21 protein-coding genes are annotated in these 26,632 nt (G+C 33.8%); all 21 read right to left on the bottom strand.

Annotated features, from left to right (window positions below; all coding sequences use genetic code 11):
* Positions 1-64: 64 nt before the first annotated feature.
* Positions 65-1,309 carry an ABC transporter permease gene (locus AW14_RS05365; RefSeq protein WP_044637887.1) on the bottom strand — a complete coding sequence of 415 codons (1,245 nt, stop codon included), beginning with the start codon at positions 1,307-1,309 and terminating at the stop codon, positions 65-67.
* A gap of 1 nt (position 1,310) precedes the next feature.
* Positions 1,311-2,540: an ABC transporter permease gene (locus tag AW14_RS05360; protein ID WP_044637886.1), complete on the bottom strand. Its 1,230-nt coding sequence runs from the start codon at positions 2,538-2,540 to the stop codon at positions 1,311-1,313.
* The gene (locus tag AW14_RS05355; RefSeq protein WP_044637885.1) at positions 2,533-3,234 is read right to left on the bottom strand and encodes an ABC transporter ATP-binding protein; all 702 of its coding nucleotides are present in this window, start codon (positions 3,232-3,234) and stop codon (positions 2,533-2,535) included. Before AW14_RS05355 ends, AW14_RS05360 begins: the two co-directional genes overlap by 8 nt.
* Before the next feature lie 89 nt (positions 3,235-3,323).
* On the bottom strand, positions 3,324-3,542 hold the full coding sequence (locus AW14_RS05350) for a membrane protein (protein WP_044637884.1): 219 nt from the start codon (positions 3,540-3,542) through the stop codon (positions 3,324-3,326).
* Positions 3,543-3,553: 11 nt separating this feature from the next.
* Positions 3,554-4,090 carry a DUF420 domain-containing protein gene (locus AW14_RS05345; protein WP_044637883.1) on the bottom strand — a complete coding sequence of 179 codons (537 nt, stop codon included), beginning with the start codon at positions 4,088-4,090 and terminating at the stop codon, positions 3,554-3,556.
* On the bottom strand, positions 4,083-4,823 hold the full coding sequence (locus AW14_RS05340; protein WP_044637882.1) for an SCO family protein: 741 nt from the start codon (positions 4,821-4,823) through the stop codon (positions 4,083-4,085). The genes AW14_RS05345 and AW14_RS05340 overlap by 8 nt, the downstream gene beginning before the upstream one ends.
* Positions 4,810-5,532 carry a hypothetical protein gene (locus AW14_RS05335; protein WP_044637881.1) on the bottom strand — a complete coding sequence of 241 codons (723 nt, stop codon included), beginning with the start codon at positions 5,530-5,532 and terminating at the stop codon, positions 4,810-4,812. Before AW14_RS05335 ends, AW14_RS05340 begins: the two co-directional genes overlap by 14 nt.
* A gap of 84 nt (positions 5,533-5,616) precedes the next feature.
* On the bottom strand, positions 5,617-6,006 hold the full coding sequence (locus AW14_RS05330) for a cytochrome C oxidase subunit IV family protein (protein WP_044637880.1): 390 nt from the start codon (positions 6,004-6,006) through the stop codon (positions 5,617-5,619).
* A 21-nt stretch (positions 6,007-6,027) separates the two neighbouring features.
* On the bottom strand, positions 6,028-7,008 hold the full coding sequence (locus AW14_RS05325; RefSeq protein WP_044637879.1) for a cytochrome c oxidase subunit 3: 981 nt from the start codon (positions 7,006-7,008) through the stop codon (positions 6,028-6,030).
* Between the two features lie 137 nt (positions 7,009-7,145).
* Entirely contained in the window at positions 7,146-7,727 is a 582-nt protein-coding gene (locus AW14_RS05320; protein ID WP_044637878.1) for a cytochrome c oxidase subunit 3, read from the bottom strand.
* 2 nt (positions 7,728-7,729) lie between these two features.
* Positions 7,730-8,674: a heme o synthase gene (cyoE, locus tag AW14_RS05315; protein WP_084708778.1), complete on the bottom strand. Its 945-nt coding sequence runs from the start codon at positions 8,672-8,674 to the stop codon at positions 7,730-7,732.
* Positions 8,675-8,834: 160 nt separating this feature from the next.
* Positions 8,835-10,934 (bottom strand): gliding motility protein RemB, encoded by a 2,100-nt coding sequence (locus AW14_RS05310; RefSeq protein WP_044637877.1) that lies wholly within the window; start codon positions 10,932-10,934, stop codon positions 8,835-8,837.
* 117 nt (positions 10,935-11,051) lie between these two features.
* Positions 11,052-11,855 carry an energy transducer TonB gene (locus AW14_RS05305; RefSeq protein ID WP_052647437.1) on the bottom strand — a complete coding sequence of 268 codons (804 nt, stop codon included), beginning with the start codon at positions 11,853-11,855 and terminating at the stop codon, positions 11,052-11,054.
* A 127-nt stretch (positions 11,856-11,982) separates the two neighbouring features.
* Positions 11,983-12,705, bottom strand: a complete 723-nt coding sequence (locus AW14_RS05300) for an energy transducer TonB (protein WP_044637876.1) — start codon at positions 12,703-12,705, stop codon at positions 11,983-11,985.
* A 64-nt stretch (positions 12,706-12,769) separates the two neighbouring features.
* Entirely contained in the window at positions 12,770-13,114 is a 345-nt protein-coding gene (locus tag AW14_RS05295) for a VanZ family protein (protein ID WP_044637875.1), read from the bottom strand.
* 22 nt (positions 13,115-13,136) lie between these two features.
* Complete coding sequence (gene gcvH, locus AW14_RS05290; protein ID WP_044637874.1) at positions 13,137-13,517, bottom strand: glycine cleavage system protein GcvH; 381 nt, start codon at positions 13,515-13,517, stop codon at positions 13,137-13,139.
* A gap of 67 nt (positions 13,518-13,584) precedes the next feature.
* Positions 13,585-20,892: a T9SS outer membrane translocon Sov/SprA gene (gene sov / locus AW14_RS05285; RefSeq protein WP_044637873.1), complete on the bottom strand. Its 7,308-nt coding sequence runs from the start codon at positions 20,890-20,892 to the stop codon at positions 13,585-13,587.
* A 6-nt stretch (positions 20,893-20,898) separates the two neighbouring features.
* On the bottom strand, positions 20,899-21,480 hold the full coding sequence (gene ruvA / locus AW14_RS05280) for a Holliday junction branch migration protein RuvA (protein WP_044637872.1): 582 nt from the start codon (positions 21,478-21,480) through the stop codon (positions 20,899-20,901).
* 49 nt (positions 21,481-21,529) lie between these two features.
* Positions 21,530-23,821: an NADP-dependent malic enzyme gene (locus AW14_RS05275; RefSeq protein ID WP_044637871.1), complete on the bottom strand. Its 2,292-nt coding sequence runs from the start codon at positions 23,819-23,821 to the stop codon at positions 21,530-21,532.
* A gap of 129 nt (positions 23,822-23,950) precedes the next feature.
* Positions 23,951-25,690 (bottom strand): alpha-amylase family protein, encoded by a 1,740-nt coding sequence (locus AW14_RS05270; RefSeq protein ID WP_044637870.1) that lies wholly within the window; start codon positions 25,688-25,690, stop codon positions 23,951-23,953.
* A 9-nt stretch (positions 25,691-25,699) separates the two neighbouring features.
* Positions 25,700-26,626 (bottom strand): carbohydrate kinase family protein, encoded by a 927-nt coding sequence (locus AW14_RS05265; protein ID WP_179944501.1) that lies wholly within the window; start codon positions 26,624-26,626, stop codon positions 25,700-25,702.
* Positions 26,627-26,632: the final 6 nt, after the last annotated feature.

Here is a 26,632-nt window from a genome sequence, read left to right as displayed (position 1 = left end):
TGCCGGGTTATCATTTTGATTTAAGACATTGCGATCGATTTAAAAAGGTTTGTTTTTTAATTGATTATTCTTCTCTTAATGCTTCTATTGGTTTTATGCTTGTGGCTTTAAATGCAGGTATTAACCCAATTAAAGTTCCTAAAATGACTAATATAAATAATGCGATAAACACCACTAAAATGGAGACAGACGCATTAACGATGGCTGCCTCTGGCCCTTGACCAAAAAAATGATCGATGGCTATTAAAATCCATCCGCCTGTTATAATACCAAAGAGCCCAGCCACTAAGGTTAAAAAAACGGCTTCAACTACAATTTGACGTTTAATTTCAAACGGCGTTGCTCCTAAGGCACGTCTCACACCTATTTCCTTGGTACGTTCTTTAACGGTTATTAAAAGAATATTTCCTATGGCAAAAACTCCGGCGATTAGGGTTGCAATACCTACAAACCATGTTAAAAACTGCATTCCGGTTAAAAAGCCTGTTATTTTCGCAAATTCTTTACCTAAATTAAAACTACCAAAGGCTCGGTTATCTTCAGGATGAATATTATTTAAATTTTTAAGCAACAATTTGGCATCGGTTTCTATTTGTTTGATGTTGTATTCTTGTCTTCCTGTTATCATGAGCCATCCAATCCTATCGCCTCTGTTGTAAATTTGCTGAAACGTAGTAAATGGTATGTGCATATCTTGAGAAGGTCCCATATTAATGTTGCCAACTTCAAAAACACCTACAACGGTGAAATTAATCCCGTTAATGTCTATGTACTTACCAATAGCATTTTCATCTTTTTCAAATAGTTGTTTATAAGCATCTTCTGAAATAACAACAACTTTTTTATTGTTATCAATATCGTTTTGATTGATAAATCTGCCATTTATTAATTTTTTCTTTTGTAGTTGATCTAGAAGCGGATAATCGCCTGCCATACTAAGTCCAGATGATAAAAAATTTCGTGTAGCAACGACACTTTTTTGACTTCTTGGTAAAACAAATTCAATGCCTTCAACGTTTTCTTCTATTTTTTTAGCATTAGAAAGTGTTAGTTTAACCTCTCGTCCTTCTTGAAAGCCCTTAAACGGCATACTGGTGCTTTGTCCCCAAATAAAAACACTATTTGTAGCAAAATCGCCAAACAATCTGTTAAATGAGTTTTCTAAACCTCTTGCAGAACCCAATAATCCAATAAGTAATAAAATACCCCACCAAACACCAACCATGGTTAAAATAGTTCTAAGCTTATTTTTGCTTAAACTATCAAAAACCTCTTGCCATGTATCTTTATCAAATAAAAATTTAAACATATTAATCGTTTCTTAAGGCTATTATGGGTTTAATTTGAGACGCTTTTTTAGCTGGTAAATAACCTGCAATGGCTCCCGATATAATGAGGGTGATGGTAGCACCAACAACTAAACTATTACTTACACCCGGGTCCTTTATGAAATAGGTTTCTAAACTAGGCCCTATTAACTCTAATACACCAACACCTATAAGCAAACCAACATAACCGGCGATAGCTGTTATGATAATAGATTCTAATAAAATAATTGAAACTATAGATGCTGGCGATGCCCCTAATGCCTTTCTAATACCAATTTCTTTGGTACGTTCTTTAACTATAAAAATCATGATATTACTAATACCAACAATGCCAGCGATTAGGGTTCCAAAACCAATAACGAGTATAATACCCGTTAAACTGGCAGTCATGATATCGACTTGCTTAGTGCCTTGTGCCATATTAAAAAGCCTGATGGCACGTTGGTCGCTCTCTGCCACCGAGAATTTTTGCTTTAACTTGGTTGTAATAGAATTTCCAAAGGCTAAAGCTTGGTCTGAATTCATACTAGGATTATACGTTAGGTGCATCATATCGACAAAATCATTATTGCCATATATAAATTGTGTCGTACTAATAGGCATGTATATAACACTTTCTTCGCTTTCACCTTCATCGTCTGTAAAAACGCCCACAATTTTATATTGAATTCCACTAAGATTTATATATTTACCAAGGGGATTTTCCTTAAAAAATAAATCGGTTTCAACCTTTTTACCAATAACAACGATTTTAGTACGGTTCACAATATCTCCCTGGTTTATGTAGCGCCCATCCTTTATTTTATTGTTTTCGATATACATATATTCAGGATAAACGCCACGAACTTCGTAGGTGTTTTTTTCACCTTTATAGGATGCATTGACACTTTTATTAACCTTAGATGTTATGTATTGTACTTTATCTCCAAACTCATCTAAAATAAAATCTCTGTCTTCATTTTTAAACTGAATTTGTCTGCCTATTTGAAGTCCTTTATAAGCTTTGGTGGTTCTTCCGGCATAAATTCTTATGGAGTTATTAGCATCGGTACCAAAGGCTTCTTTAAAAGTATTTTTTAAACCATTGGCAATACCAAAAAGAATGGCAAATAATAAAATAGCAAACGCAACCGTAAACCCAGACAATAAACTTCTGGTACGGTTTTTATTAATGCTTTGGAATATTTCGCGCCAAAGGTCTAAATCAAACATATTGCTCGGCTCTTATTTGGTTTACTACTTTATCTTCCATAATAACACCATCTTTTAAACGCACAATACGCTTGCACATATTCGCAATGTCTTCTTCATGAGTTACCATTAAAATAGTTTTTCCTTCGTCATTTAACTGTTGAATAAAAGCCATGATTTCGTGAGAAGTCTTTGTATCTAGTGCTCCAGTAGGCTCATCGGCTAAAAGTAATTTCGGATTAGCAGCTAATGCTCTTGCGATCGCCACACGTTGTTTTTGACCCCCAGATAGTTCTTTTGGCAAGTGATGTGCCCAATTTGATAAACTAACCTTTTCTAAATGGTACATAGCCAACTCTAGTCGCTGATTCCGTTTCATGCCTTGATAATACAAAGGAAGTGCTACATTTTCTAAGGCGTTTTTGTAATTTATTAAATTGAAAGATTGAAAAATAAAACCAAGAAATTTGTTTCTGTAAATAGCTGCTTTTTTTTCGGTAAGATTTTTAATGGGTAAACCATCTAAAATATAATCGCCTTCGTCTGCTTCATCTAACATGCCAATAATGTTTAATAATGTCGATTTCCCAGAGCCCGAAGACCCCATAATAGCAACCATTTCTCCTTCTTTCACCGAAAGATCAATACCTTTTAAAACATGCAAACTGGAATTTCCTATGGGATAGGATTTGTGTAATTTTCGAATTTCTAACATTTTTCTTGGTAGATTTAATGAAGCTTAGCTACGCTAGTAAGACTAACAAGACAAAGAAATGTTACAAATAAGTGTAAAAAAAACTTTTATTATTTTTTTAACGTATTGAATTTCTTATAAATAAAGAATATTATTCCCGCAACTAGTATATATGGAATCGCCATAAGATATACAATACCATCATTTATACCCTCTGCTGCAGTTTTTCCTTCAGAGCTTTCTAAAACAGCACGACACATAGCGCATTGTGCATTTGTTTCTAAAAAACAAACACAAGCTAATATAATAGACGCCATTTTAAACTTCATAGAAATTCGATTTAACTATAATACGGAGAAATCATTAAGTAAACTACAACACCTGTAACAGCAACATACAACCATAAAGGAAATGTAATACGTGCTATTTTTTTATGTTTTTCAATATTATTTGTAATCGCTCTTACATAGGTTATTAAAACAAAAGGAATGATAACGACCGATAATAAAATATGTGTAGTTAAAATAAAATAATACACATATTTAATAACACCTTCACCACCAAAAGCTGTGGAATCGCTTGTCATGTGATATGCCACATACATAACCAAAAACATCACCGAACACCATAAGGAGGTTGTCATTAAATTTTCGTGTAATACTATTTTTTTATTTTTAATAGCCCAAAATGCTATCAATAAAAGCAAGGCTGTTATACCATTTATGGTGGCATATATTGGAGGTAAAAAAGATAATGGTTCTACGTTAGGAATTCTAACTCGAAATAAAATAGCCACTACAATAGGAATAGCAACCGATAAAATTACTATTAATTTATTGTACTTTTTATCGTCTGAAACTTGATTTAACTTACTCATTTAATAACTTTTTAATATCTTCTTTTAAAGCACTTATTTGTTCCACTTCACCATCGTCGTCCATTTTTTCAGATTCTGAAGCAATACCTCTATAATAAATAATTGGATTTCCGTACTGGTCTTTTCTTGAGCGTATAAAACCGTTTTTATCTATTAAGGCAAAATTACCAGAATGCTCAAACCCACCAGCTACTTCTTCGGCTTGAGCTGAGTACAAATTAAAACCTTCGTTAGATAATTTATAAATAGCATCTTTATCGCCTGTCATTAAATGCCAATTTGGATTTGTTACACCATATTGTTCGGCATAAGCTTTCAAAACCTCTTGGGTATCGTACGCAGGATTAATAGTGAAAGACGCAACACCAAAATTATCAAAATCTTTAAAGGTATTTTGTATCTGTATTAAATTCGCATTCATTCTAGGGCAAATGGTCGGACACGTTGTAAAAAAGAATTCTACAACATACACTATACCTTCATAATCTTTATTTGTTATGAGTTTACCGTTTTGATCGGTAAATGAAAATAGAGGCACTTTTTTAGCTTCCCCATTAATTTTAATAAAAGCTAAATCTGATTCTACACCGTTTTTGTTAGCAAAATCGCTTCGGCTTTCATTTCTGGTAATATCATTATTAGTAATACGATCGACAATTTTTGGAACGAAAATAATTCCAAAAACCAAGATGGTAAAAGCTATGCCTATGTATGAATAATTATTCTTTTTCATTATTATTTTTTAAATCGTCTGCACGTCTGGTTGAAGAATCGAATTCACCTTTACGTTTTTGTCTGTACTCTGTGAATAAAATACGTAAATCGTCACTTAATTTATTCTTTATTTCTGCTACTTCAATACAATCGTAGGCATACAGTTTATAAACTGGTGTATTCGTTTCTATTTCATTATCTTCTCTATCGTCTAAGCGACCTCTTTGGTATAAATCTTTATCAATTATAAAAATACTATTTGTTGAAAGGTCGGCTTTTAAAGGCGTTTTGAATTTTAAACTATTATATAGATTTTCAATTTGGTTCGTATTGCCATATACAAAATGCCAGAATCTAATATCTTCATACTTATTTATTTCAGATTTTAATTTTTCAACTTCTGCATCGGTGCCATTTTCAACTACAATTACAATTTGAAACTTTTTAAAGCCTTTAAATTTATCGTAAACTAACTCCTTTAAATTCGATGCCGCAATAACGTGATTCATGGGCGTTTTTCCCAAAAATCCCAAAATAGTAATATGGTCTTTTAATTGTACAGGAGTTTCTTTGTTAGATTTAAATCCATCAAGTTCTAAAACAGATTCATTTACTATATCAAGTGGTGTGTAGTTATGTGTAGCTGGGTATAATAACAATAAAAACATAACAGGTAGAAAAAATAAAATTCCTAAAACTAGATAGCGACCCGCTTTTTTATAATCCATTAAATATCCTGTATTTATTTCGTTGCAAAAATAAAAAAAGGCGGTTTAAAAACCGCCTTAATATTTCTATTTAACTATAATTTATTAAAAGTCTCTTTTAATAAATCCATCATCATAAACTCTAAATACATAACCACCTTCTTGCAGTAAAATAAATACTAAATAAAGAATTAAGAAGATAGCTGTCCAAACTACAGCACGTTTTAAACCAGTAGTCTCATCACGCATGTGCATGAAATCCCAAGTAATATAATAAGCTTTTACTAAAGTAAGAATAATAAAAATCCAGTTTAAAACTTTCATCCCTAAAATGTGATCAGAGAAGAAAGAAGGTAAATCGGCTTTATAAATACCTAATACAACTTCTACGCTTGTAACAATACTTAAAAAGATTAAAACACCCCAAATTTTTTGAGTATTCGATTTAAACTTTAATGTACCTCTAAATATTTCTAATTTATGTTCGTGTGCCATTTTAAATGCTTTTTAATAAAATTATACTAGGTAGAAGAATGTAAATACAAATACCCAAACTAAATCTACAAAGTGCCAGTATAAACCAACTTTTTCTACCATTTCGTAGCTTTTTCTTTTCTCGTAAGTTCCTAAAACTACATTAAAGAAAATAATGATATTAAGTACAACTCCAGAAAATACGTGAAATCCGTGAAAACCAGTAATAAAGAAAAAGAAGTCTGCAAATAATGGCGAACCATATTCATTTACATGTAAATTAGCTCCTTCAACAACTAATTTTCCATCTTTTTTAAGTTTAGCTAAAGAAGCTTCTCTAGACAATACTGTTTTCTCGCCTTCTTCATTAAGTAATTGGGTTCTAACCAAAACATTTGGATGCGCCTCTAAACCATGAATAACTTCATCTATGGTATATGTTGGCAACGTACCTTCACTTAAATACCAGATACCTTTTCTGCTTTCATGTTGAACACGCTCTTTTTCATTAGCAACCACAAAGTCACGTAAAGCTACTCGGTGACCATCTGTATCAACAAACTGTAAAATGTTTCCACCTTTTGTTTGTACAGCTCCAAAATCACCTTTAATGAAAGTTGCCCATTCCCAAGCCTGAGAACCAACGAAAATTAAACCACCAATAATGGTTAAAAACATATAAATAGTAACCTTTGCTTTATTTAAATGATGACCAGCGTCAACAGCTAAAACCATTGTTACAGAAGACATAATAAGAATAAATGTCATAAAAGCCACATAAATCATTGGTAGCTCTTGTCCGTGTAAAAAAGGAACGTGGGTAAAAACTTCATCAGCTATAGGCCACGCATCCATAAATTTAAATCTAGAAAATCCGTAGGCAGCTAAAAACGCAGAAAACGTTAAAGCATCAGAAACGATGAAAAACCACATCATCATCTTACCGTAACTTGCTTTTAAAGGTTCGTTACCTCCCGCCCAAGTTTTACCTGCTATTTCAGTAGTTGCAACTGTAGTACTCATATATGTTGGTTGTTTTTTTTAAGTTGGACAAAAATAATCATTTTATTTATCTAATGAAATATACAACAGTAATTTTTAAAAAGGATAAACAAATGCCATTCAATACATTACAATTTTTTATGAAATATAAATAAAATTTATCTTACAAAATATAAGAACAAAAAGAGATACACCCACAGAATATCAATAAAATGCCAAAACGTTGAAGCCAGCTCAAAGCCTAGCATTTGAGTTGCGCTATAACGTAGTTTAAAATGATTATAAATTACAACCAGCAAACAAATAAGCCCTACCACAACATGTAAAATATGAACCACCGCGATTAAATAAATATAAGACATCGTTACATTGCTTGTTGGCCCTGTAAAATTATATCCTAAATTTATTATTTGTTGAAAACCAGAAAACTGATTAAAAATAAAAACAACTCCTAAAACTAGAGTTGCAAGCAACCACATAGTCGTTGCATTCCTATTACCTTTTTTAAGTGCGCTTTTAGCTAACAGTATGGTTAAGCTACTAATTATAATAACTACCGTGCTAATAATAAACGCGTTAGGCAATTGAAAATCTTTTAACCAATCGGGCCTAGAGCTACTTACAACAAAAGCACTCGTCCAACCAGCGAAAGACATCACTAACGAAATAATACCAAACCAAAGCATCATTTTTTTTGCTCGGTTATTTTTTTCCTCTGCAGTACCTTGAGTTAAATCCATGGTTATCTTATAAATTTATCAATTACATATACAATTTGCACAAGTGTTATATACAAAACACTTACTAACATTAAAACTCGCGCCGCTTTTACCGTCATATCTTTAAATAAACGAATCGCGTAATTAAGCATAACTAAACCTAAAATAAAAACCACAACGGCCGCAACAACAGACAAATGCAAAGTTCCCGTAAAACCAAAAACAGGCAACACAGAAATAATAATAGTCCAGATGGTATACATAACAACTTGCACCGCTGTTCCCTTATCTTGTTTTCCGGTTGGTAACATATAAAAACCACCACGTTTATAATCGTCGTATAAAAACCAACCTATAGCCCAAAAATGCGGAAATTGCCAAAAAAACTGCAAAGCAAATAACGTACCCGGTTCAATACCAAAATTATCTGTAGCAGCGACCCAACCTAACATAAACGGAATCGCTCCCGGAATAGCACCTACAAAAACAGCCAAAGGCGTTTTAGTTTTTAAAGGGGTATAAACACAGGTATATAAAAAAATAGAAATGGCACCAAACATCGCTGTTTGCTTGTTTATGGTATACAAGATAACAATGCCTAACAAAGTAAAAACACTGGCTATAACAAAAGCCGAAGTTACCGATAAGCGTCCAGCAGGAACCGGTCTGTTTTTAGTTCTATGCATTAGAGCATCTAAATCTTTCTCAATAATTTGATTAAAAGCATTCGATGCACCAACCATAAAATAGCCGCCCAATGCTAACAAAATTAAAGTCTTATAATTTACGGTATCAACACCCAATAAATAGCCTGCAACAGACGAGAAAACCACACTTAACGCCAAACGCATTTTTGTAATTTCCTTAAAATCTGAAACAACCGAAGGTGTTGCTAATGACGTCTTTGTATTCCCCAATCTTTCTATTTCCTTAATCGCTTTTAAATAGCGAGTGCAAAGATACTTCATAAAACCATTTTTAGCAATGCTTTTACAAGTAAATTAAAACGAGATTTTTACAGAAATTTTCAGGGCGTTCCCTAAAGGTCGGGCTATACGTTACAATCTTTTTGTTCGTGCCTCTCAAAAAGGATTTCCACTACTATCCCTAACGCAAAATAACAGGCTATTAATTATCGAAATACCAGTTAAACAAATCGGTTCTTACACCAAAATTAAACCAAACCGTATTGCTTTTAAAAGCTGTTAAAGTTTGGGCTTCTGGGTTAAAATTCCTATACGTAATATCGGTAAAAATCTTCAAGTTAGAAGCCGGATTTATTAAATACCCAACTTGTAAGTTCCCATTAAATACCTTCGATTTATTGCCTTGCCCTACTTCAACACCTTTATCAAACGGACGGTCGTTATAGTTTCTATATACATCGCTACCGTAACTAAAATCATCCACACCATCATTAAAATCTAAACCTCGAACACCAAAAATCAATTTCGCATTTGCAAACCAACGGTCTAAATAATAGCGCCCAATTAAAATCGCTTCACTAAAATTGGCACCCCACAAATGTGCCATCGATTGGTTATTGTGACCATAATTGGTAGCAATGGTGTTATGAGAATATGTGTAGGGTCGCACACGATTATATTCAAACTGTAACATTAAATTTTCAACATTAAAAGCATTAAAATATTTTGCGCCTAATTGATAGCCAAATTTATTTTTCCAACTTTTCTCCCCTGCCTTAACATCACTTAAGGAAAACTCATCTAAAATAAATTGTCCGTAAACATTAACACAATCATTCCATTTATACTTAGCTGTTGCGCCTAAAATAGCATTTCCGGCATCTTGACCCGTTTCAAACTCTATGGCGCGATAAAAAATAATCGGATTCAAATAATTAACATCAAAACCTCGGTTATTCGAGTTTGTCCATATCACCGATTCAAACAATCCTAAATTAAAGCGTTTAGATACATTCCAACTTAAATAGTGGTTTGCTATGTATTTAGTTAAAAACGCACCATCTTCCTGTACTTCTGGCCTAACATCTTTTAACCACATCCAGGTATTCGTGTATTTTATTTTCCAAAAAGAAGTGTTGAGTTTTAAAAATGGGTGCGGACTAGCAACATCGCTCAATAACAACGACCGATAACCATCGCCAATAAAATTCTTGGCATGCCCAAACTGAATATTCATAAACTTAGTTGGAGCAAACGACAAATAAGCCTCTGCAACCGGATAGTCGTAAGCATCGGTTTTAAAACGCTTGGCAATGCCTCGCCCTGGAACAATAGCAGGATCTGGCCCGAAAGCCTTTAAACTTTCGGCGTATGTGTTTACATACTGTGCAAAACGCCCCTGACTTTCAAAAACGGTAGCATAAAAGTTAAGTTTACTACCCAACCCCCCTTGAACTTTTATACCGCGCGTATTATTAAACGTGTAATTAAAATCGGCTTCTGTATCTTTTCCAAGTTCTAAATCTAGAATTGGATCGAAGGTAAACCAATAATCCTTCGTTTGAATTTGCACTAAATGTTCATTCCATAACTTTCTACCGCCCCAAGTACTTGTGGTTTTTTGTAGTTTCTTAGTTTCTAAATCAAAATCATAATATCGGGAGACTTCCTCGTACACAAAGGGCTTAGAGGCCGTGTGACTGTTAGCACCAATAACATTCATTTGTCGGTCAAACTTATAATAATCGGCATGAGTAAAAGGCACGTTTAACTGACTGGAAAAGGCTTTATTTTCATACGCCGTTATCGAGGTATTAATACTATCCATTTCAGCCTTAGCATGCGCTTCAATGTTATTTACTTTCTTTATTTCATCGACAGGCTTGTTTGTATAATTATTTTCTTCTAAAGGAATTTTAATAGTAACCGTATACTGTTTATCTATTTTCCTGCCATTATAAGTTGATGGATATACCTTTGGAAAATTTGAAAACACACGTTTCGCCTCGTCTTTTAGCTCTTGGTAAACCGAATTTACATATATAATATGAAATACGCCGGTAGTGTCTACATCAAAAAGCACGCGTAATTCGCCACGGTAATCATCTTTTAAAACTTTTTCGGGGGTTTTAAAATTTTCGTGAATAAGCTTAAAAACTTGAGTATCGAAACAAGATTGTAAATCTTTAACAGCGACCGAGTCACAATTGGAAAAAACTGGTGGTTTTTCAAAAAACATTTTACTTTGCGAGAAGCTAAAACTTTGCACAAAAACGAAAAGTATCACTAAGAATCTCTTCATGAAATTAAAAGTTGAATTGATTTTGAGTGGAAAGATACTATATTTTTAAGAATGCAGTCATTAAAAAAGCCGTTATCCTCTAAAAAATAACGGCTTAAATTAACTTATATTTTGGTTTTAATTTTCAACTTTAAAAACTATTGGTAGAGAATATATAACGCCAACATTTTTATCGCGTTGTTTCCCGGGTGTCATATCTGGAATATATTTAATAACGCGCTTGGCTTCATTTTCCAAATCGGGATGTGGAGCGCGAACTTTAACATCTATAACCCGCCCCGTTTTATCAATTTTAAATTGAGTTCGAATAACTTGCTTACCCGTAAGACCTAAGTCGCCTCCCAATCTAGTATCAAATTTAGATTGTACTAATTTTGTTATTTTATCGGACATGCATTTGCTTCGTTCTTGGTTGGTTTTCTTGTTTTCACAACCGGGATAAATAGGCACTTGTTCTACTCTTATAAAATCAAATTCAACAGGATCATCGACATCATCAATAACGCCTATATCGCCAACACCTAGCGGCACATTTGAAGTTGTGTTTTGTTCGGCGGTAATAATATCTAAAGTATTAGGCTCTAAAACATCGTCTGGAATAATTTCAGGGGTTTTAGTTAAAACAACAGATTTTGTTGATTTTGGTTGAGGCATTTGTTCCTTGGGCTCTACATAAACCTTAAAATTTTCGATGCTAATTTCGGTATTCTTGTCAGGGAAATACAAATCGCCATAATCTTCTGGAATAGGCGATTTAAATTTCATTTCCAACAATCCATAGACAAATAACAAACAAACAATTAAACCCACTTGAAAATAAATGGTGGAGTTTTTTTGTAAATTCGCTTCATGCTTTTGTGATTTTTTCACGATTTGCTCATTTTCCCGAATGAGTTCGTGAGTTTTCTTTAAATTACTCATAATAGTTATAGTTAAAATGTTAATATTATGATAAAGTCTCAATAAGCATACCAAAAAAGAAATCCCGTTACAAAAACTGTAACGGGATTTTAATTTATAATAAGCTCCTTTTAAAAAGGCCTAAAATTTAATCTTGTACTTGAAAAACTATTGGTAATGAGTAAGGTACAGTTACTGGCTTACCACGTTGCATACCTGGTTTCATTTGAGGTAATAAACCAATTACACGCGCAGCTTCCTTTTCTAAACCTGGATGCGGAGCTCTTGCTTTAATACCAGTAATAGAACCTGTTTTGTCAATTTTAAAAATAACATTGATACGTTGTCTTCCAGATAATCCTAAGTCACTAGCAAGTTCTGTGTTGAATTTTTTACCAACAAACTCAGAGATTTTCTTAGACATGCAATCTTTTTTCTGTTGATTATTACCTTTCTCACATCCTGGAAAAACAGGTACGTTTTCAATTACAGCAAAAGGAACCTCAACGTCTTCTTCTACAGCTTCAACGGCTTCAACGTGTTCAACTTTTACTATTTCAGTTTCTTGATTTACTTCTGTAGACTCAATTACAGTTTCTTCTACCTCTACCTCATCTTCAACAATCTCGATTTGCTCAGGAGCAGCTGGTGGTGGTGGTGGCGGTGGTGGTGTTTGCAACTGTTGTGTTAAAGGGATTTCTTCTTCAAATTCTTCTTGAAGATTTAATTCACCTATATCCACTACTTTTTTATCGTATGTTTTGTAATTAATAGCGAAATTAGTTAAGAAAAGCATTAATGCTAATCCAATTGCAAAATAAAGTGAACTGTTACGTCCAACGTTAGCTTGAGGATTTTTTTTAGGTTCCATAATTTTTAATCGTTTTTCAAGATTGCTAAAATAACTATTTATTTATCAATTAAGCAAGTCTTTATTAATTTTTAATAGCTGTTTTTCGTTTTAATATTATAAATAATCCGGCCAATAGAACGCCTAGTGAATTGGCTAAAACATCATAAATGTCTGCCGATCTATTAACCGTTAACACCCCTTGTAATACTTCAATAATTATACCAAAAACAGAAGAAAAACCAGCTGCATACAATAATGCCTTGCTTCTTTTGTAATTAAAGTTAAAAAAAAAGGTACTAAACCAAAGGAGGGTTAATACCAAATATGTAATACTATGAAATATTTTATCGAAAAAAGATATGTCAACTTTTGGGAATTTATTAATATTAACAAGGCATGCAACTGTTAATGCAACAGTATAAGCCATTGTTATTAAAAATAACCCTTTTTTAAGCACCTATTAGGGCTTTATATTCGTCTGCAGACAATAAGTTATCAACCTCAGACAAGTCTGAACATTTTACTTTAATCATCCAACCATCGCCGTAAGGGTCGTTATTAACCTTTTCTGGATCGTCTTCTAACGTTTCATTAAATTCTATAATTTCTCCCGATAGCGGTAAAAACAAATCAGAAACCGTTTTTACAGCTTCCACAGTACCAAAAATTTCTTCTGCTGCTAAGGTTTCATCGACTGTTTCAACTTCAACATAAACGATATCACCTAATTCACTTTGTGCAAAATCTGTAATACCTATGGTAGCTATCTCTCCGTCTATACTAATCCATTCGTGATCTTTAGTATACTTTAATTCTGATGGGATGTTCATTTAATTAATTTTAGTTTTAAGCAACAAATGTATTTATTCAAAAGCTAAATTCAAACATAATAAAATGTTAATTGCCAAAATTATATCTTATAGTAATTCCCGAACGAACAGTTGTTTGTGGAAATGCTGTTGATATGGCATATTCTGAGAATGTATAATCAAAATAAAATATACCTGTTAAGTTTTTACTAAAAGCATAATCGGCCGAATATTTAAGTCCCCAAATGGTTTGACCCGAGGTAACTTGATTGTTTTCTAAATCTAAATAACGAATAATGGTTTTATTATCGCGAATTGAAATATCTGCTTTCATGTTTAAATCACTCACAATACGTTTACTTGGCCCAGCCAAATTAGATCGAATTCGTAAATCTTTAATTCTATAACCTAAACCAACAACATATTCGTTACCTAAAACTTCGGTCATTAAATTATTATCGAAGCTTAAAGATAACAATCTGTCTTTTTTAATTTCAGCTAAAATTTTTACCGAATTTTTCATCTCGAAATCTATTCTAACCAGAGGACTAAACATTTCTGTTAAATTAATATTACTAAAAAGTGTTTCATTTTTATAATTTCCAGATTGATCTCTTACCTCTGTAGGCTGATTATCGTAAGGATTATTAAAATCGGGTTGAACATAATCTAAATTAGACTGAAACTGATTGATGGTATAAGTTGATCGATAGCCATGAGTTAATGAAAAACGTTTGAAACGTTTTTTAAACCAGTTAAACTTCATGAAACCTGAGTATTTTAAATCCCAGTTTGGTAAAGGAACATCTCTAAACGCCGATGTTTTAACCTTACTAGCATCCTGACCAGAATATGCTGCTAAAAATGCTGGTAATAAAACGGCTTGGCTGTTTTTACCAAATCCTTTTGGGTATCCTTCAGCATCTACATCTGTAATATTAACGCCGTTGGCCTGAGCCAATCTACGCGCAATTGTTAAACGGTTCGATCTAAATTCATTAAAGGCTTCAGAAGTTGTTTCGTCGCTTTTACTAAATGACGTTTTTATTAATATGGTTGAAATATTAAAATTACCAAACGTGTTAGGTGTTAGCGATTCGTACTCATATTCACCTGCGTTGTTATTAACTCTGTAATTCTCGGTATAGTTTTCGAAATAGGCTCTGTTTCCAATTAAATCGATTTTTAAATCTCTTACAGGTTCTAAACTAGCCGAAAGATCTAATTGTTTTGTGTTTGTAGTGGTATACTGCTGATTAAATTCCTGGAATAAGGTTAACCAACCACGTTTTGCAGCTAAAAATCTAACATCACTTTGGCTACCAAATGTAAATCCTACAGTTGGCCTCATGGTTCCTATAAAACCAGGTGTTTGTAGATATCCTGGTAAAAAAGTTCCGTTATTCTCGGAATAATTTAACTGAATGCGTTTAATACTAGTTAGAATATCTACACCTGCATTTAACAATTTTGTAGTCGATTGATTCTTTGATTTTGCTGGTTTACCATTGTCTTGATTTGGTGCTGGTGGTCTTCCTGCCGAACCTTGATTTGCTCGTGCCCGTGAAATTGGTTTTTTAACTAAGCCAATGTATTTATAAAATCTATTCATGTCTAAACTTGAATTGATATTATGTGTATTGGAGTTTTGAATGGTATTTCCTAAATCGAAAGTATTACCATCTACCTCTAATTCTCCATATAAGTCGGATCCCTTTTGCCATTGAAAATTCCCGTTGTATTGATAAGTGGCATCAATAAAATTTAACATAGGGAGTTTATTGAATGGAAGCTTGTAGGTAACTCCTAAGTTTTGTGTTTGTCGGTTTGGATCGCCCACATCAAAGAAGCCATCCCAAACATCTAGTGTTTCGTCTTGTTCTCCATTAATAATATTGTCTTTAAAATAATTTCTAACAATATTGTTATTTGAAGCTGTAAAATTTAAACTTAAGGCATCGGTTAAGTTGTAGTTAATAGTATATTGAAAATCGAAAGTGTAATTTCTTCTAAATAATTCCTCTAGTCCAATATTACCTCCACCCAATTCGACTTCTCTAAAGCGCTGACTATTAAATTGTCTGTTAATATCGGTATTAAGAGCAAAACTAGTAGGCAGTAAATTAAGATTAAAATCCTTAATTAATCGCCAGTATTTTCCTGTAAATAAAGAGTCGTTCTTTTTAAATGGTTCTATTTTTAAAGGCGCAAAGTTATAGGCATAATTTGCACCTGCTCTTATCGTTTTATTTACAGAATTTTCAATTTCAAAATCTCTGTGAAATACTTTATTGTATGAATAATTTAAAGTTAGATTTTCAACATCGTAAAAACGAGGTTTAGCATCGCTTGTTCTTGTTTTTCTTACTCCAATAAAATTGATACTTTGACGCTTGGTATAATCTTCCGATTGTTGTTTTATTTGTTCGCGTTGGGCATTGCTTGTTGCGGCTTCAATGCGAGAGTCTAAAGTTAAATCTTCGTAAAATTGATCGTATTTAGGCGTTATTAATTCTTCACTTTGCGAATAATTAAATGGTAATTGAATGCCCCATTTTTTTGGAAGCAACTGCCCAACATTTACATTGGTTACTACATCATATTGTTTAACATCTTCTAAACTACGTTGACTTGGCCCTTGCTCGATACCACCAAAACCAGAGGTACTTTGTCTTCCAGTGGCACTTATATTCATAAAATCGGCAATATTGGTGTCCATACTTACAACGGCAGCCCAACCACCTTCGTTATCCATGTCTGATAAGCGTAATTCATTAAACCAAGCTGTGGCACAAACGGGCGAAATTATTGGTGGCGCATCGGTAGCACTGTTTCCAATACCGTTTTTTAAACCTACCATTAAAGTTCTAATATCACCAAAATTTGGATTTCCTTTAATGGCTATTCTGTGTTGACCTAAGGTATAATCTGAGAATTCAGCTACGGGTGTATCATCTAAAACACCATCATTTACATTATAAAAGGTAGGATCTTCGTTGCTTAACGTCGTATTAGCGATACCTAAAGCTTTAATTTGTCCTAAAACATCTAGCGGCAAATCAATTTCATTTTCTTTTGGCCAAAGCCCTTCACGCGTTCGAGACTCTGAAATTTTTAATGGTATCTCTATTTGATAATAGTTCTCGGTAAGGTCGTTACCCATTCTAATAAAACCAACTACGGTATTTTGGTTAGGAATACCTGTCGCCTCTTCTTCTAGGTGCATAAACATTCGTAAACGCTTAAACTGGCGCATATCTAAGCTAATGTTTTTGTAAACCCCTCTAGAATCTTGCGATTCTAGGTTACACACATTTACTACCAATGATTGTTCATTTTGTTGAATAACCGTGTTGTTATTAAACAACTCTTCAGGCTCAATGCCAGGAGGTCTTTGGTAGCTACCTTCATTTTCTAATGTACCAACAACGCCTACTGAAAATTCTGTATCAACATCATCTGGTGTTGGATCGTTTTTATCTAAAGCTTGCGTATAACGTCTCCATTCACTTCTAACTAAATCTAAAGTACCAAAACGGAAAATAGTATTTTGTGTAAACTCTTTTAAATAAATACGAGCAAATCGAATGGATCTAAAATCTGTAATACCTCCGTAACGTTTGTATTCTGGAAATGCATTATCATCAAACTTATCTAATGGTACATTTATAGGAATTCGAACTTGATACCATCTTACCTGCTCTGTTTGACCGTTTGGCAGCGCGCGCGGTTCAATTTTAATATCTGTTAAAAATTCTTTTAATGGACTTCCAGCAGGCAGATTATCGAAGGCTTCACGAGTTTCTGGTAAATTTTGTCTTCTTATATCTAAGGTATATTCGAAATAACTATTAATCGTGTTCATGGTATTGTCGCGATTAATATCCTCAACATCGGGCTGGGTATTGGCACCACGATCTGTATTTGTAAATGTCTCGGGCGTATTTCCTTCCACACCATTATACTTTTTATAACGCTCGAAAATATCGCCTTCTGCGTTTAAAAAGTATGTATAATTATCTTTTGAAGGGTCGTCCCCAAAATTAGAACCAAAAGCTGCAATTTCTTCGACATCGTTATAACCATCGTACCCAACATCTTGATTGGTACGTTCTTGACCAGTACTATCGAATGCGTAAATTAACGATTGATTTAATGGTACTACAGAACCCCAGTCTGTAGGTGTTAACAAACTCACATTACCATCTTTTGGCAATCCGTTTTCGTACATTTTTTTACCATCCTTAAGGATATCTTCTGAAATGTTTCCTAAGTTGAAAACCAGTTTACCTCCAGGGTTATTTGGATTTTCCTGAAAAGGATCTTGTAACCAAAACTCGATATACTCGACATTTTGTTGCTCAAAATCGGTTGATGTTAACTGACGTGTAATACCTGCCCATGACTCTTGAGGATTGGTAATAACATCGTTTACAGTGGAAGGGTCGAAATTATAAGGCCCTCTTTCGCCAGGATAATATACTAAGTCTAGAGTATTTAAAACTGAATTCTGACCTTGAACTAAATCGCGCTCTGGAAACAATTCATTAATAAATACACGGCTGGTATACAAACTAGATATATCGTTGTCTGATATGTCGTTAGGGCGTTGCCCAGTATAAAAAATAGGATCTATATTGTACCAGTTTAACATGGCTCTATTATATCCGTTTTCAATACCGTTATCGTCGAATGCTGTTGTACCGTTAATTTCTAGTGGCCTACTCGATAAAAACCAAGATTGTTGAGATTTTAAATCGATGGCATTTTGAGAACCTTCAAAATCATCGATATAAGACGTTGACTCACCATTTAAACTAGTGCCTTTTGGCGCTCCTGGAGCCAAATAAGCAAATTCACCACGTAGCGATAAATTAGATTCCACATCGGTATCTATGTTTGGCAACATGTTTGCAAATCGTGTTAAAAAAGGAACTTTTGTTGCATAATTACCATTAAAACCAAAAATGGTATTATTAATGGGTTCGGTACCGTAATTTGCTTTTTGAGTAATAGGACGTTCGTTTAGGTTTAATAAGGTGGCTCCTAAAAGGAAATTCTCATTAAATTTATGTTCTATGTTAATTCCTGTAAAACGTCTGGTTTGCTGACCAAAAATTGCGTTGTTTTCGGTAGAGACTTCAATGGGTGTGTTGGATGCTTTTAAGGCTTCATCCAATATTTGAACGCGCCCTAACTGATAGTTTACTGTATAATCGATACCTTCTACTAAAACACGACCACCTGCAGTAACCTTAACAGAACCTCTTGGCACGTTAAAAGAACCAATTGGAATACCATCACTGCCAGTAGATTTATAGAGTCCTTTTAATTTAAATTTATTTTTTTCTGGAAATTCCAATGCTCTTGCCTTGGTGCTTTTATAAAGCACATCGAATACATATTTTTTCTGATTGTCGTTATAAGAAGCTTCATTATCATAATTACCACCACCCAAAACATTAAATAAATATTCACCAAAAGGCTCGGCACTTGTAAATACAATTTTACCGTTTTGAGGAATCACGGTAATACCAGGGACAAAGTCGAAAAATCCATCGCCTCTTAGCTGTGGGTCGTTATTGTAATTTAATTTATCTAAATTAAAAACTCTTAAAAGTGGTGAGTTTTGTATTAAATCTCTGTCTTCAGTATTACTAGAAACAGGGTTTCCATTAACATCAAGTGGAAAGCTTCCTCCAACGGGTTTTATAAAATTTAAGGGTGATGCTTCGTTATAAAAAATATTTAGTTTAAAATCTTCCTGACTTAAATTAAAAGCACCTGTGTCGTAAATGTTTTTCATCATTAACTTCCACACAGGTTGCGTTACATTAGTGATACTACTTTTTAGCATCTTTAAAACTAAGTTGCTGTTTACAACACCAGTTACTTGCCCGCTACCATTGGTAGTAACATCGGTAGCGTTAACACCATCGTTTGCAAATTCACCAACTTGGTAAACTTTTCCGCCCAAAGTATATTGAAATGCTACAGCTAAAACTTCGTCGTTATTTAAGCGTTGATTTAAGGAAATGTACCCTAAATCTGAGTTTAGAGTATATTCTTGACCATTAACTAATTTTCGGGCATTTTCTAATTTTGCATAATCGAAACCTTCGTTTACATTAGGAACTAAAATACCGTTTTGAACGGTTGATACGTCTCGAACGGCTGTAGTTAATTTTGAATCTCCAATACCAATATTTGTGGGATCGAAGTCATTATTTTTGTTGTCGGGGATCGCACCCGGACTAACATTAACAAATCCTGCGGGAGGGTTTTGCAAACCAATTAAATCGGCCTCACCTAAATCCTGTAATGCTAAAATATTTCTTACATTTTCGGTGCGATTGCTTCTATTGGTTACCCAAACTTCTAGTCGGGTAATTTGAAGACCTTTGTTATTAATAAAAGGATAATTTTTAAGTGCCGAATCATAGGTATCCCTAAAATATTGAGCTAAAAAGAAATGGCGATTTTCGTCGTAATCTCTAATAAAAAGTTCAAATTCTTCAACAGTACCTCCGCCTTGGGCGATAACAGTATTACCTTGTGATTTTTGTTCAGAGAAAACACCTGTTACCGTGGTTTTTCCAAACTGTAATTGCGCTTTAACCCCAAATAAACTTTGTGCACCGGTAATAAGTGAGCTATTTAGAGGCATATTCACATTACCAACTTCAATTTTTTGTAGAATATCGTCTTCGGTAGGTGTGTATTCTAATTTTATAAGATTTTGAAAATCGAAAGTAGACTGCGTATCATAATTGGCTGTAACTTGCAACCTAGTTCCTACTTTTCCTAGTAAGCTTAAACTAATTCTTTGATCGAAATCGAATGTAAAATTACTTCGGTTTCTTGGTGAAAACGATGGGTTATCTTGTCTCGAAAACAAGATTCCTAAATCCATTTCTACCGAACCTTGAGGGATAACTTCTATAGTATTACCACCAAAAACACTTTCAAAAAAACCAGAATTCACATAAAATTCGGGTAAAAGGTTTTTTTGTGCATCTTCTGCCCCTTCTTTTTTACCGTCGAAAGCATTAATTTTTTCTTTATAATACGATTTAATGTTTTCTTTAGCCACCAATGCATAATACTCTTTTGGTGTTAAAATAACGGGGTAGTTAATATTAAATGCGCCAATTTTCTCGGTATAAATATATCTGTTTGTTACCGCATCGTAGGTGTATTTCGATTCTACACTGTTTGGATTTGGTGTTTTAATTTTACCAAGACTAAATCCCGTTTTAACTGAATCTTGCACTGGTATTTGTTGTCCCCAAGTAGTTAATGAAGTAAAAATTGAGAGTAATATAAACGCAATTATATTGCGCTTTGCGTAATATCTTGAATTCGATTTATAAGAAATAAGGTTAGTTATATTCAAAATCTATTATAAATTTTTTAAAGCCTGTTTTATAATGGTTTCAACAGAAGCTTCTGGTTCTGATATGATTATTTTTTCAACGACACGTTCTGCCTGTTTTCTTACAAATCCAAGTACCTCTAAAGCAGATAACGCTTCATCTTTATTGGTATTGCCTTTAGAGACAGAAACTTCATCTAAATCGTAGATTTTTAAAACTTTGTCTTTTAAATCTATAATAACACGCTGTGCTGTTTTTGCTCCAATTCCTTTGATAGATTGAATTAATGCAACATCATTACTTGCAATGCCTTCAATAACTTGTTTTGGCGTTAAAGACGACAACATCGTGCGTGCAATACTTGCGCCTATCCCACTTACAGAAATTAAAAGCCTAAAAACTTCGCGTTCTACCAAAGAAGAAAACCCATACAACGTATGGGAGTCTTCTTTAACTTGTAAATGCGTATATAATTTTAATAATTCATTATGAGGAATTTGCGAATATGTATGTAAGGAAATGTTAAGTATATAACCTACTCCATTACATTCAATAACAACATCGGTTGGATTTTTTTCTACAAGTTTCCCTTGAATATGTGTAATCATGATTGTAACTGGTTATACGACCAAAAGTAATAAAATTATTTACAATATATTATTTTGCATTTTCCTTTTCCAGCATTTCCTTTTGTTGGGCATCAATAACCGCAATGGCAGTCATGTTTACAATTTCGTCTACACTAGCACCTAATTGTAAAATGTGAACAGGTTTACGCATACCCATCATGATAGGTCCAATGGATTCTGCTTCGTTTAATTCTTTAAGTAATTTATACGTTATGTTCGCCGAATCTAAATTTGGAAAAATTAAAGTATTTACTTTTTTATCAACCAATTTAGAAAATGGAAATTTCTCTTTTAACATCTCAGGGTTTAAAGCAAAGTCTGTTTGAAGCTCACCATCAACTATCATATCTGGGTAATAACGGTGTAAATGAGCTACAGCATCACGCACTTTTGATGCTCTTGGATTTGCTGAAGAACCGAAGTTAGAATATGAAATCATAGCCATAACAGGGTTCATTCCGAACATTTTAACCACATGAGATGTCATTTGAGCAATTTTAGTTAACTCTTTAGAATCTGGGTCAATATTAATAGAAGTATCACTTAAAAACAATGGACCACGTTTGGTCATCATTACGTTGGTAGTTGCTACTCTTGCCGAGCCTTTAGCCATACCAATAAGCTCTAACATAGGTTTTACAACCGATGGGTAATTTCTTGAGTAACCAGAAATTAAAGCATCGGCATCTCCTTCGTTTATCATCATGGCAGCAAAATAATTACGCTCTCTCATTAAACGTTGAGCTGCATATAGGGTTACACCACGACGCTTGCGTTGCTCCCAGTAAACTTGTGCATATTTGTTTTTTCTTTCGTTTTCTTCCTCTGTTTTTGGGTCGATAATTAAAACATCGGCATCAAATTCAATCTCTGCCATTAAACTTTTAATAGTTTCTTTTCTACCTAATAAAATAGGAATAGCAACACCTTCTTCATAGACAATTTGAGCGGCCTTTAAAACAGCTAGTTGATCGGCTTCTGCATAAACCACACGTTTTGGAGCTAATTTTGCACGGTTTAACAGTAGTCTTACCAGCTTATTATCGGAACCTAAACGCTCTCTTAACTTATCTTTATAAGCTTCCCAGTCGGTTATAGGCTCTTGAGCCACGCCACTTTCCATCGCTGCTTTTGCTACTGCCGGTGGTACTTCGGCAATTAAACGCGGGTCGAATGGTTTTGGGATAATATATTCTTTACCAAAGGTTAGTCTGGTTTCGCCGTAAGCAATATTAACTTGTTCTGGAACCGGTTCTTTAGCTAATCGTGCAAGGGCTTCAACCGCAGCCATTTTCATAGCTTCATTAATTTTTGTAGCACGAACGTCTAGAGCACCTCTAAAAATAAACGGAAATCCTAAAACATTATTAACCTGGTTAGGATGATCGCTTCGGCCTGTAGCCATGATAATATCTTTTCGAGTGGCAATCGCTATATCGTATTTAACCTCTGGATCTGGATTTGCCATAGCAAACACAATAGGTGTTTTTGCCATAGAAAGCAACATTTCTGGCGATACGATATTTGCCATAGATAAACCTATAAATACATCGGCATCTTTCATGGCTTCTTCAAGCGTATCTATTTTTAAATGTGTAGCAAATTCGGCTTTTTCTGAAGAAAGATTTTCTCGGTCGTCTCTAATAACACCTTTACTATCTAACATCACCATATTTTCACGCTTAGCTCCAAAAGCCTGATATAATCGTGAGCAAGAAATGGCAGCAGCTCCAGCGCCACTTATAACTATTTTTACTTCTTCAATTTTCTTTTTAGCAATCTCTAAAGCATTGATTAAAGCAGCAGCCGATATTATGGCTGTACCATGTTGATCGTCGTGCATCACAGGAATATCTAATTCTTCCTTTAAACGACGCTCAATTTCGAATGCTTCAGGAGCTTTGATATCCTCTAAGTTAATCCCTCCAAAAGTTGGAGCTATGTTTTTAACCGTTTCAATAAAAGCATCAACATTTTCTGTATCAACTTCAATATCAAAAACATCTATATCTGCAAAAATTTTGAATAACAAGCCTTTCCCTTCCATTACGGGTTTTGAGGCTTCAGGACCAATATTTCCTAGACCTAATACGGCTGTACCATTAGAGATAACAGCAACTAAATTTCCTTTAGCTGTGTATTTATAGGCGTTATTTTTATCTTTTTCTATTTCTAAACATGGTTCTGCAACACCAGGGGAATATGCTAAAGACAAGTCTCTTTGGGTGGCATACTTTTTTGTTGGAACTACTTTTATTTTTCCTGGAGTTGGCTTGGCATGGTATATTAAAGCCTCTCTGCGTTTACTATCTTCGCTCATGAGTAATATTTATTAACATTATCAAGCAAAGATAACAATCCTATTCGATGAATGACTTATACTTATTACTTTTTGATAGTACTATCTTAACATTTTTTTAGTATTATAATATTAAATTCATTTTTACTGTTAAAATTGTAAATTCTCAATTTTTTCGCTTTGCTGATAAGTAATTTTGAATTTTAATGTTTGAAGATTTGCTGATAAACAAGCAAAACTGTCGTTGTGTTCCCAAAGAATTTCAAGTGCGTTTTCGGTTGAATCTTTAATAGTTACCTTACCTGAAAAGGCATCTAAAGTGTTTCTTAATTTTATAAGCTGAAGTTGATTTTTTACAATTTCCGACTTTAATCCTGATGCGACATCATCCATAGACAAGGTGGTTCTGTTTATTTCCTTATGCCCACCACTTCCAGCCTGATCGGCAGCTTTATAATCGTTTTTACCTGCAAAAATATCGAGATACCAAACTTGCGGAATTCCTGGCATAAACATTTGAATAGCTCTGGCCAATAATAATTTTTGTTCATTCTCGCCTAAGGCACTAAAAAAGGTTGCGTTTACCTGATAATAGGATATTTTATTTCCTGAGGCATCATATAAATTTTTAACACGACCACCACGATTAATAATAACACTCATAATATGTTCGATATCGCTATCTTCTAACAAACCTTTATTATATGTATTATTTATTTCTTTTCCTTTTAAGTCTAACACTGGAATTCCATCATGACAGCCCAACATGTTGACGGTTTTGTAATTTTTGTCGATAATCTCGTTGGCCCATTTTTTAAGTGCTTGGCTTGTTCCTGTTTCTAGGGCATGAATTACCAAACCAGGCAAGAAAAAATCGTAAATATAATAGCCTTTGTTAGCTACTTCTTGATGCAATCCTAAACCGTATTCTGCATGAATTTCGGGCAGCAATACTAAGTTGTTTTTTTCGGCAATGCTCTTAATACGCTCTAAATAATTCCAGGTGCCTGGCTTGTTAAAAAAGTTAGACTCACCTATTTCTTTATGCAGATAGGCAAAAGCATCTAATCGCAAAATCTGACAACCGAACCTGTTTAATTTACTCAGTGTTTCCTCGTAAAATTCCCAAACCAACGGTGAATTTGCATTAACATCCATCTGACCTAAGTAACTTCGGTTTTGTTCTAAAACGTGTAAAATTTCATCTTTAAAAGATTCAAAACCTTGAAAATTTATTTTGTTTATGTCTTCATTATTTGAAAGAGCATTATTTACAATATCGCAAATAGTTGCTGCTTCAACTTTGTTAATGCCTTGAATGGCATCTAAATCTGAAGGTGATATTTTGTTATAGGTTATTTGCTGATAAAATGTATTCCAATAAGGCTGCTCTGAACCATCGGGGAAACGAACTTTTAGAACGGGTAATCCCGATTTTCTCATAAACAATTTACTTAGAAAATTCTCGTTCGGAATTACAACACCGTCTTCACCCATGGTGCCATGACCTTCCCAAAATGAATTCCAATTAATAAAGAAATCTTTGTATTTCGATTTATTTCCGTGTTTAAGTAAATCTTTAAATTGAGGTGAAGCCACCGACAAATGATTTAAAACAATATCAAATTTTAATTTTATGTTTAAAGCTTCTAAGGCATCTAAATCGTGCTTAGAAACCAAATCTGTATTTAAATTGTAATCTATTACAGAAAAACCCCTGTCTAAATCACTATTAAAAAAGGTTGGTAATACATAAAACAATGAAAATGCATTTTCAAATTCGGGCATTTTAAGCATGGTAACCATATCACTTAAATTACGACCTATACTGTCTGGATAGGCATTTAACATAACGCCGTTACCTTGTATTGTAGAATTTTCTTTTTTCATAGCAGCACTTTATAGTAACTCAGAAAGTATATTAATGTTATCTGGCAATCTGCCTACATTTTGAAGCTTAAGTGCAGCCAATTTTAAGGCAACCTTCAGGCAATCTTCCATTGCATTTTCTTTTATGTAAGCAAAAAGAAAACCCGACCAAAAGGCATCTCCAGCTCCTGTAGCATCCATAATTTTTTCAACTTTTATGGCTGGCATTTCAATGATACCAATACCTTTTTGAGATAACTTTACCCCTTTACTTCCTAAGGTTAAACAAACAACATCGACACCTTGATTGTGGAAAAATTGAAAAATTTCGCTGTGAGGCAAAGACTTTTCAAACAGGCGTTCCATATCGTCTTCGCTTATTTTTATTAACGGATTAAATTTGCAATACGATTTTATGACTTTAAAAGCTTCTTCTTGACTAGACCAAAGTTTTTTAGCATAATTTACATCGATACTTAATTTACATCCCGCATTAAACGCGGCTTCTGCCTTTTGTAAAATTGTAGTTTGTGCAGGCTGTTTACTTAATGCAAAACAAGTAGTATGAAATATTTTTGCTTCAGCCAACATAGCATCTGTAATTTGATCGTTTGAAATAAAACAATCGGCTTCGCGAAACGGAATAAACTCGGGAGTGCCATCGGTTCTGGAAACAAAAATTACGCTGGTTGGTTTATCATCTAACTGTTTTATATAATTTGTATTTACACCAACAGCATTTAATCGTTCAAAAATATATTCACCAAAACCATCATTACCAACAGTAGCAACCATAACAGATTTTAAACCCAAACGGGTTGAGTTCATAGCAACGTTTGTTGGTGAGCCACCCAAATATCTGTGATAATCTCTGGTATTATTTATTTGCACTCCGGGTTGGTGCCCTATAAAATCTACAAGAACTTCACCAACACATAAAATGTCAATATCTTTCATAATAAT

The organism is Siansivirga zeaxanthinifaciens CC-SAMT-1 (assembly GCF_000941055.1).
GTDB lineage: Bacteria > Bacteroidota > Bacteroidia > Flavobacteriales > Flavobacteriaceae > Siansivirga > Siansivirga zeaxanthinifaciens.
This window is presented reverse-complemented; position numbering and strand designations above follow the sequence as displayed.

What these genes read in the sequence shown, in the direction of transcription:
- AW14_RS05355 (WP_044637885.1), bottom strand. Translation starts at nt 3,234, where the DNA reads ATGTTAGAAATTCGAAAATTACACAAATCCTATCCCATAGGAAATTCC.
- gcvH (WP_044637874.1), bottom strand. Translation starts at nt 13,517, where the DNA reads ATGAACATCCCATCAGAATTAAAGTATACTAAAGATCACGAATGGATT.
- AW14_RS05275 (WP_044637871.1), bottom strand. Translation starts at nt 23,821, where the DNA reads ATGAGCGAAGATAGTAAACGCAGAGAGGCTTTAATATACCATGCCAAG.
- AW14_RS05310 (WP_044637877.1), bottom strand. Translation starts at nt 10,934, where the DNA reads ATGAAGAGATTCTTAGTGATACTTTTCGTTTTTGTGCAAAGTTTTAGC.
- AW14_RS05270 (WP_044637870.1), bottom strand. Translation starts at nt 25,690, where the DNA reads ATGAAAAAAGAAAATTCTACAATACAAGGTAACGGCGTTATGTTAAAT.
- AW14_RS05300 (WP_044637876.1), bottom strand. Translation starts at nt 12,705, where the DNA reads ATGGAACCTAAAAAAAATCCTCAAGCTAACGTTGGACGTAACAGTTCA.
- AW14_RS05345 (WP_044637883.1), bottom strand. Translation starts at nt 4,090, where the DNA reads ATGAGTAAGTTAAATCAAGTTTCAGACGATAAAAAGTACAATAAATTA.
- AW14_RS05320 (WP_044637878.1), bottom strand. Translation starts at nt 7,727, where the DNA reads ATGGATTTAACTCAAGGTACTGCAGAGGAAAAAAATAACCGAGCAAAA.
- AW14_RS05330 (WP_044637880.1), bottom strand. Translation starts at nt 6,006, where the DNA reads ATGGCACACGAACATAAATTAGAAATATTTAGAGGTACATTAAAGTTT.
- AW14_RS05335 (WP_044637881.1), bottom strand. Translation starts at nt 5,532, where the DNA reads ATGGATTATAAAAAAGCGGGTCGCTATCTAGTTTTAGGAATTTTATTT.
- AW14_RS05295 (WP_044637875.1), bottom strand. Translation starts at nt 13,114, where the DNA reads ATGGCTTATACTGTTGCATTAACAGTTGCATGCCTTGTTAATATTAAT.
- AW14_RS05365 (WP_044637887.1), bottom strand. Translation starts at nt 1,309, where the DNA reads ATGTTTAAATTTTTATTTGATAAAGATACATGGCAAGAGGTTTTTGAT.
- AW14_RS05340 (WP_044637882.1), bottom strand. Translation starts at nt 4,823, where the DNA reads ATGAAAAAGAATAATTATTCATACATAGGCATAGCTTTTACCATCTTG.
- cyoE (WP_084708778.1), bottom strand. Translation starts at nt 8,674, where the DNA reads ATGAAGTATCTTTGCACTCGCTATTTAAAAGCGATTAAGGAAATAGAA.
- AW14_RS05350 (WP_044637884.1), bottom strand. Translation starts at nt 3,542, where the DNA reads ATGAAGTTTAAAATGGCGTCTATTATATTAGCTTGTGTTTGTTTTTTA.
- AW14_RS05325 (WP_044637879.1), bottom strand. Translation starts at nt 7,008, where the DNA reads ATGAGTACTACAGTTGCAACTACTGAAATAGCAGGTAAAACTTGGGCG.
- ruvA (WP_044637872.1), bottom strand. Translation starts at nt 21,480, where the DNA reads ATGATTACACATATTCAAGGGAAACTTGTAGAAAAAAATCCAACCGAT.
- AW14_RS05265 (WP_179944501.1), bottom strand. Translation starts at nt 26,626, where the DNA reads ATGAAAGATATTGACATTTTATGTGTTGGTGAAGTTCTTGTAGATTTT.
- AW14_RS05305 (WP_052647437.1), bottom strand. Translation starts at nt 11,855, where the DNA reads ATGAGTAATTTAAAGAAAACTCACGAACTCATTCGGGAAAATGAGCAA.
- AW14_RS05360 (WP_044637886.1), bottom strand. Translation starts at nt 2,540, where the DNA reads ATGTTTGATTTAGACCTTTGGCGCGAAATATTCCAAAGCATTAATAAA.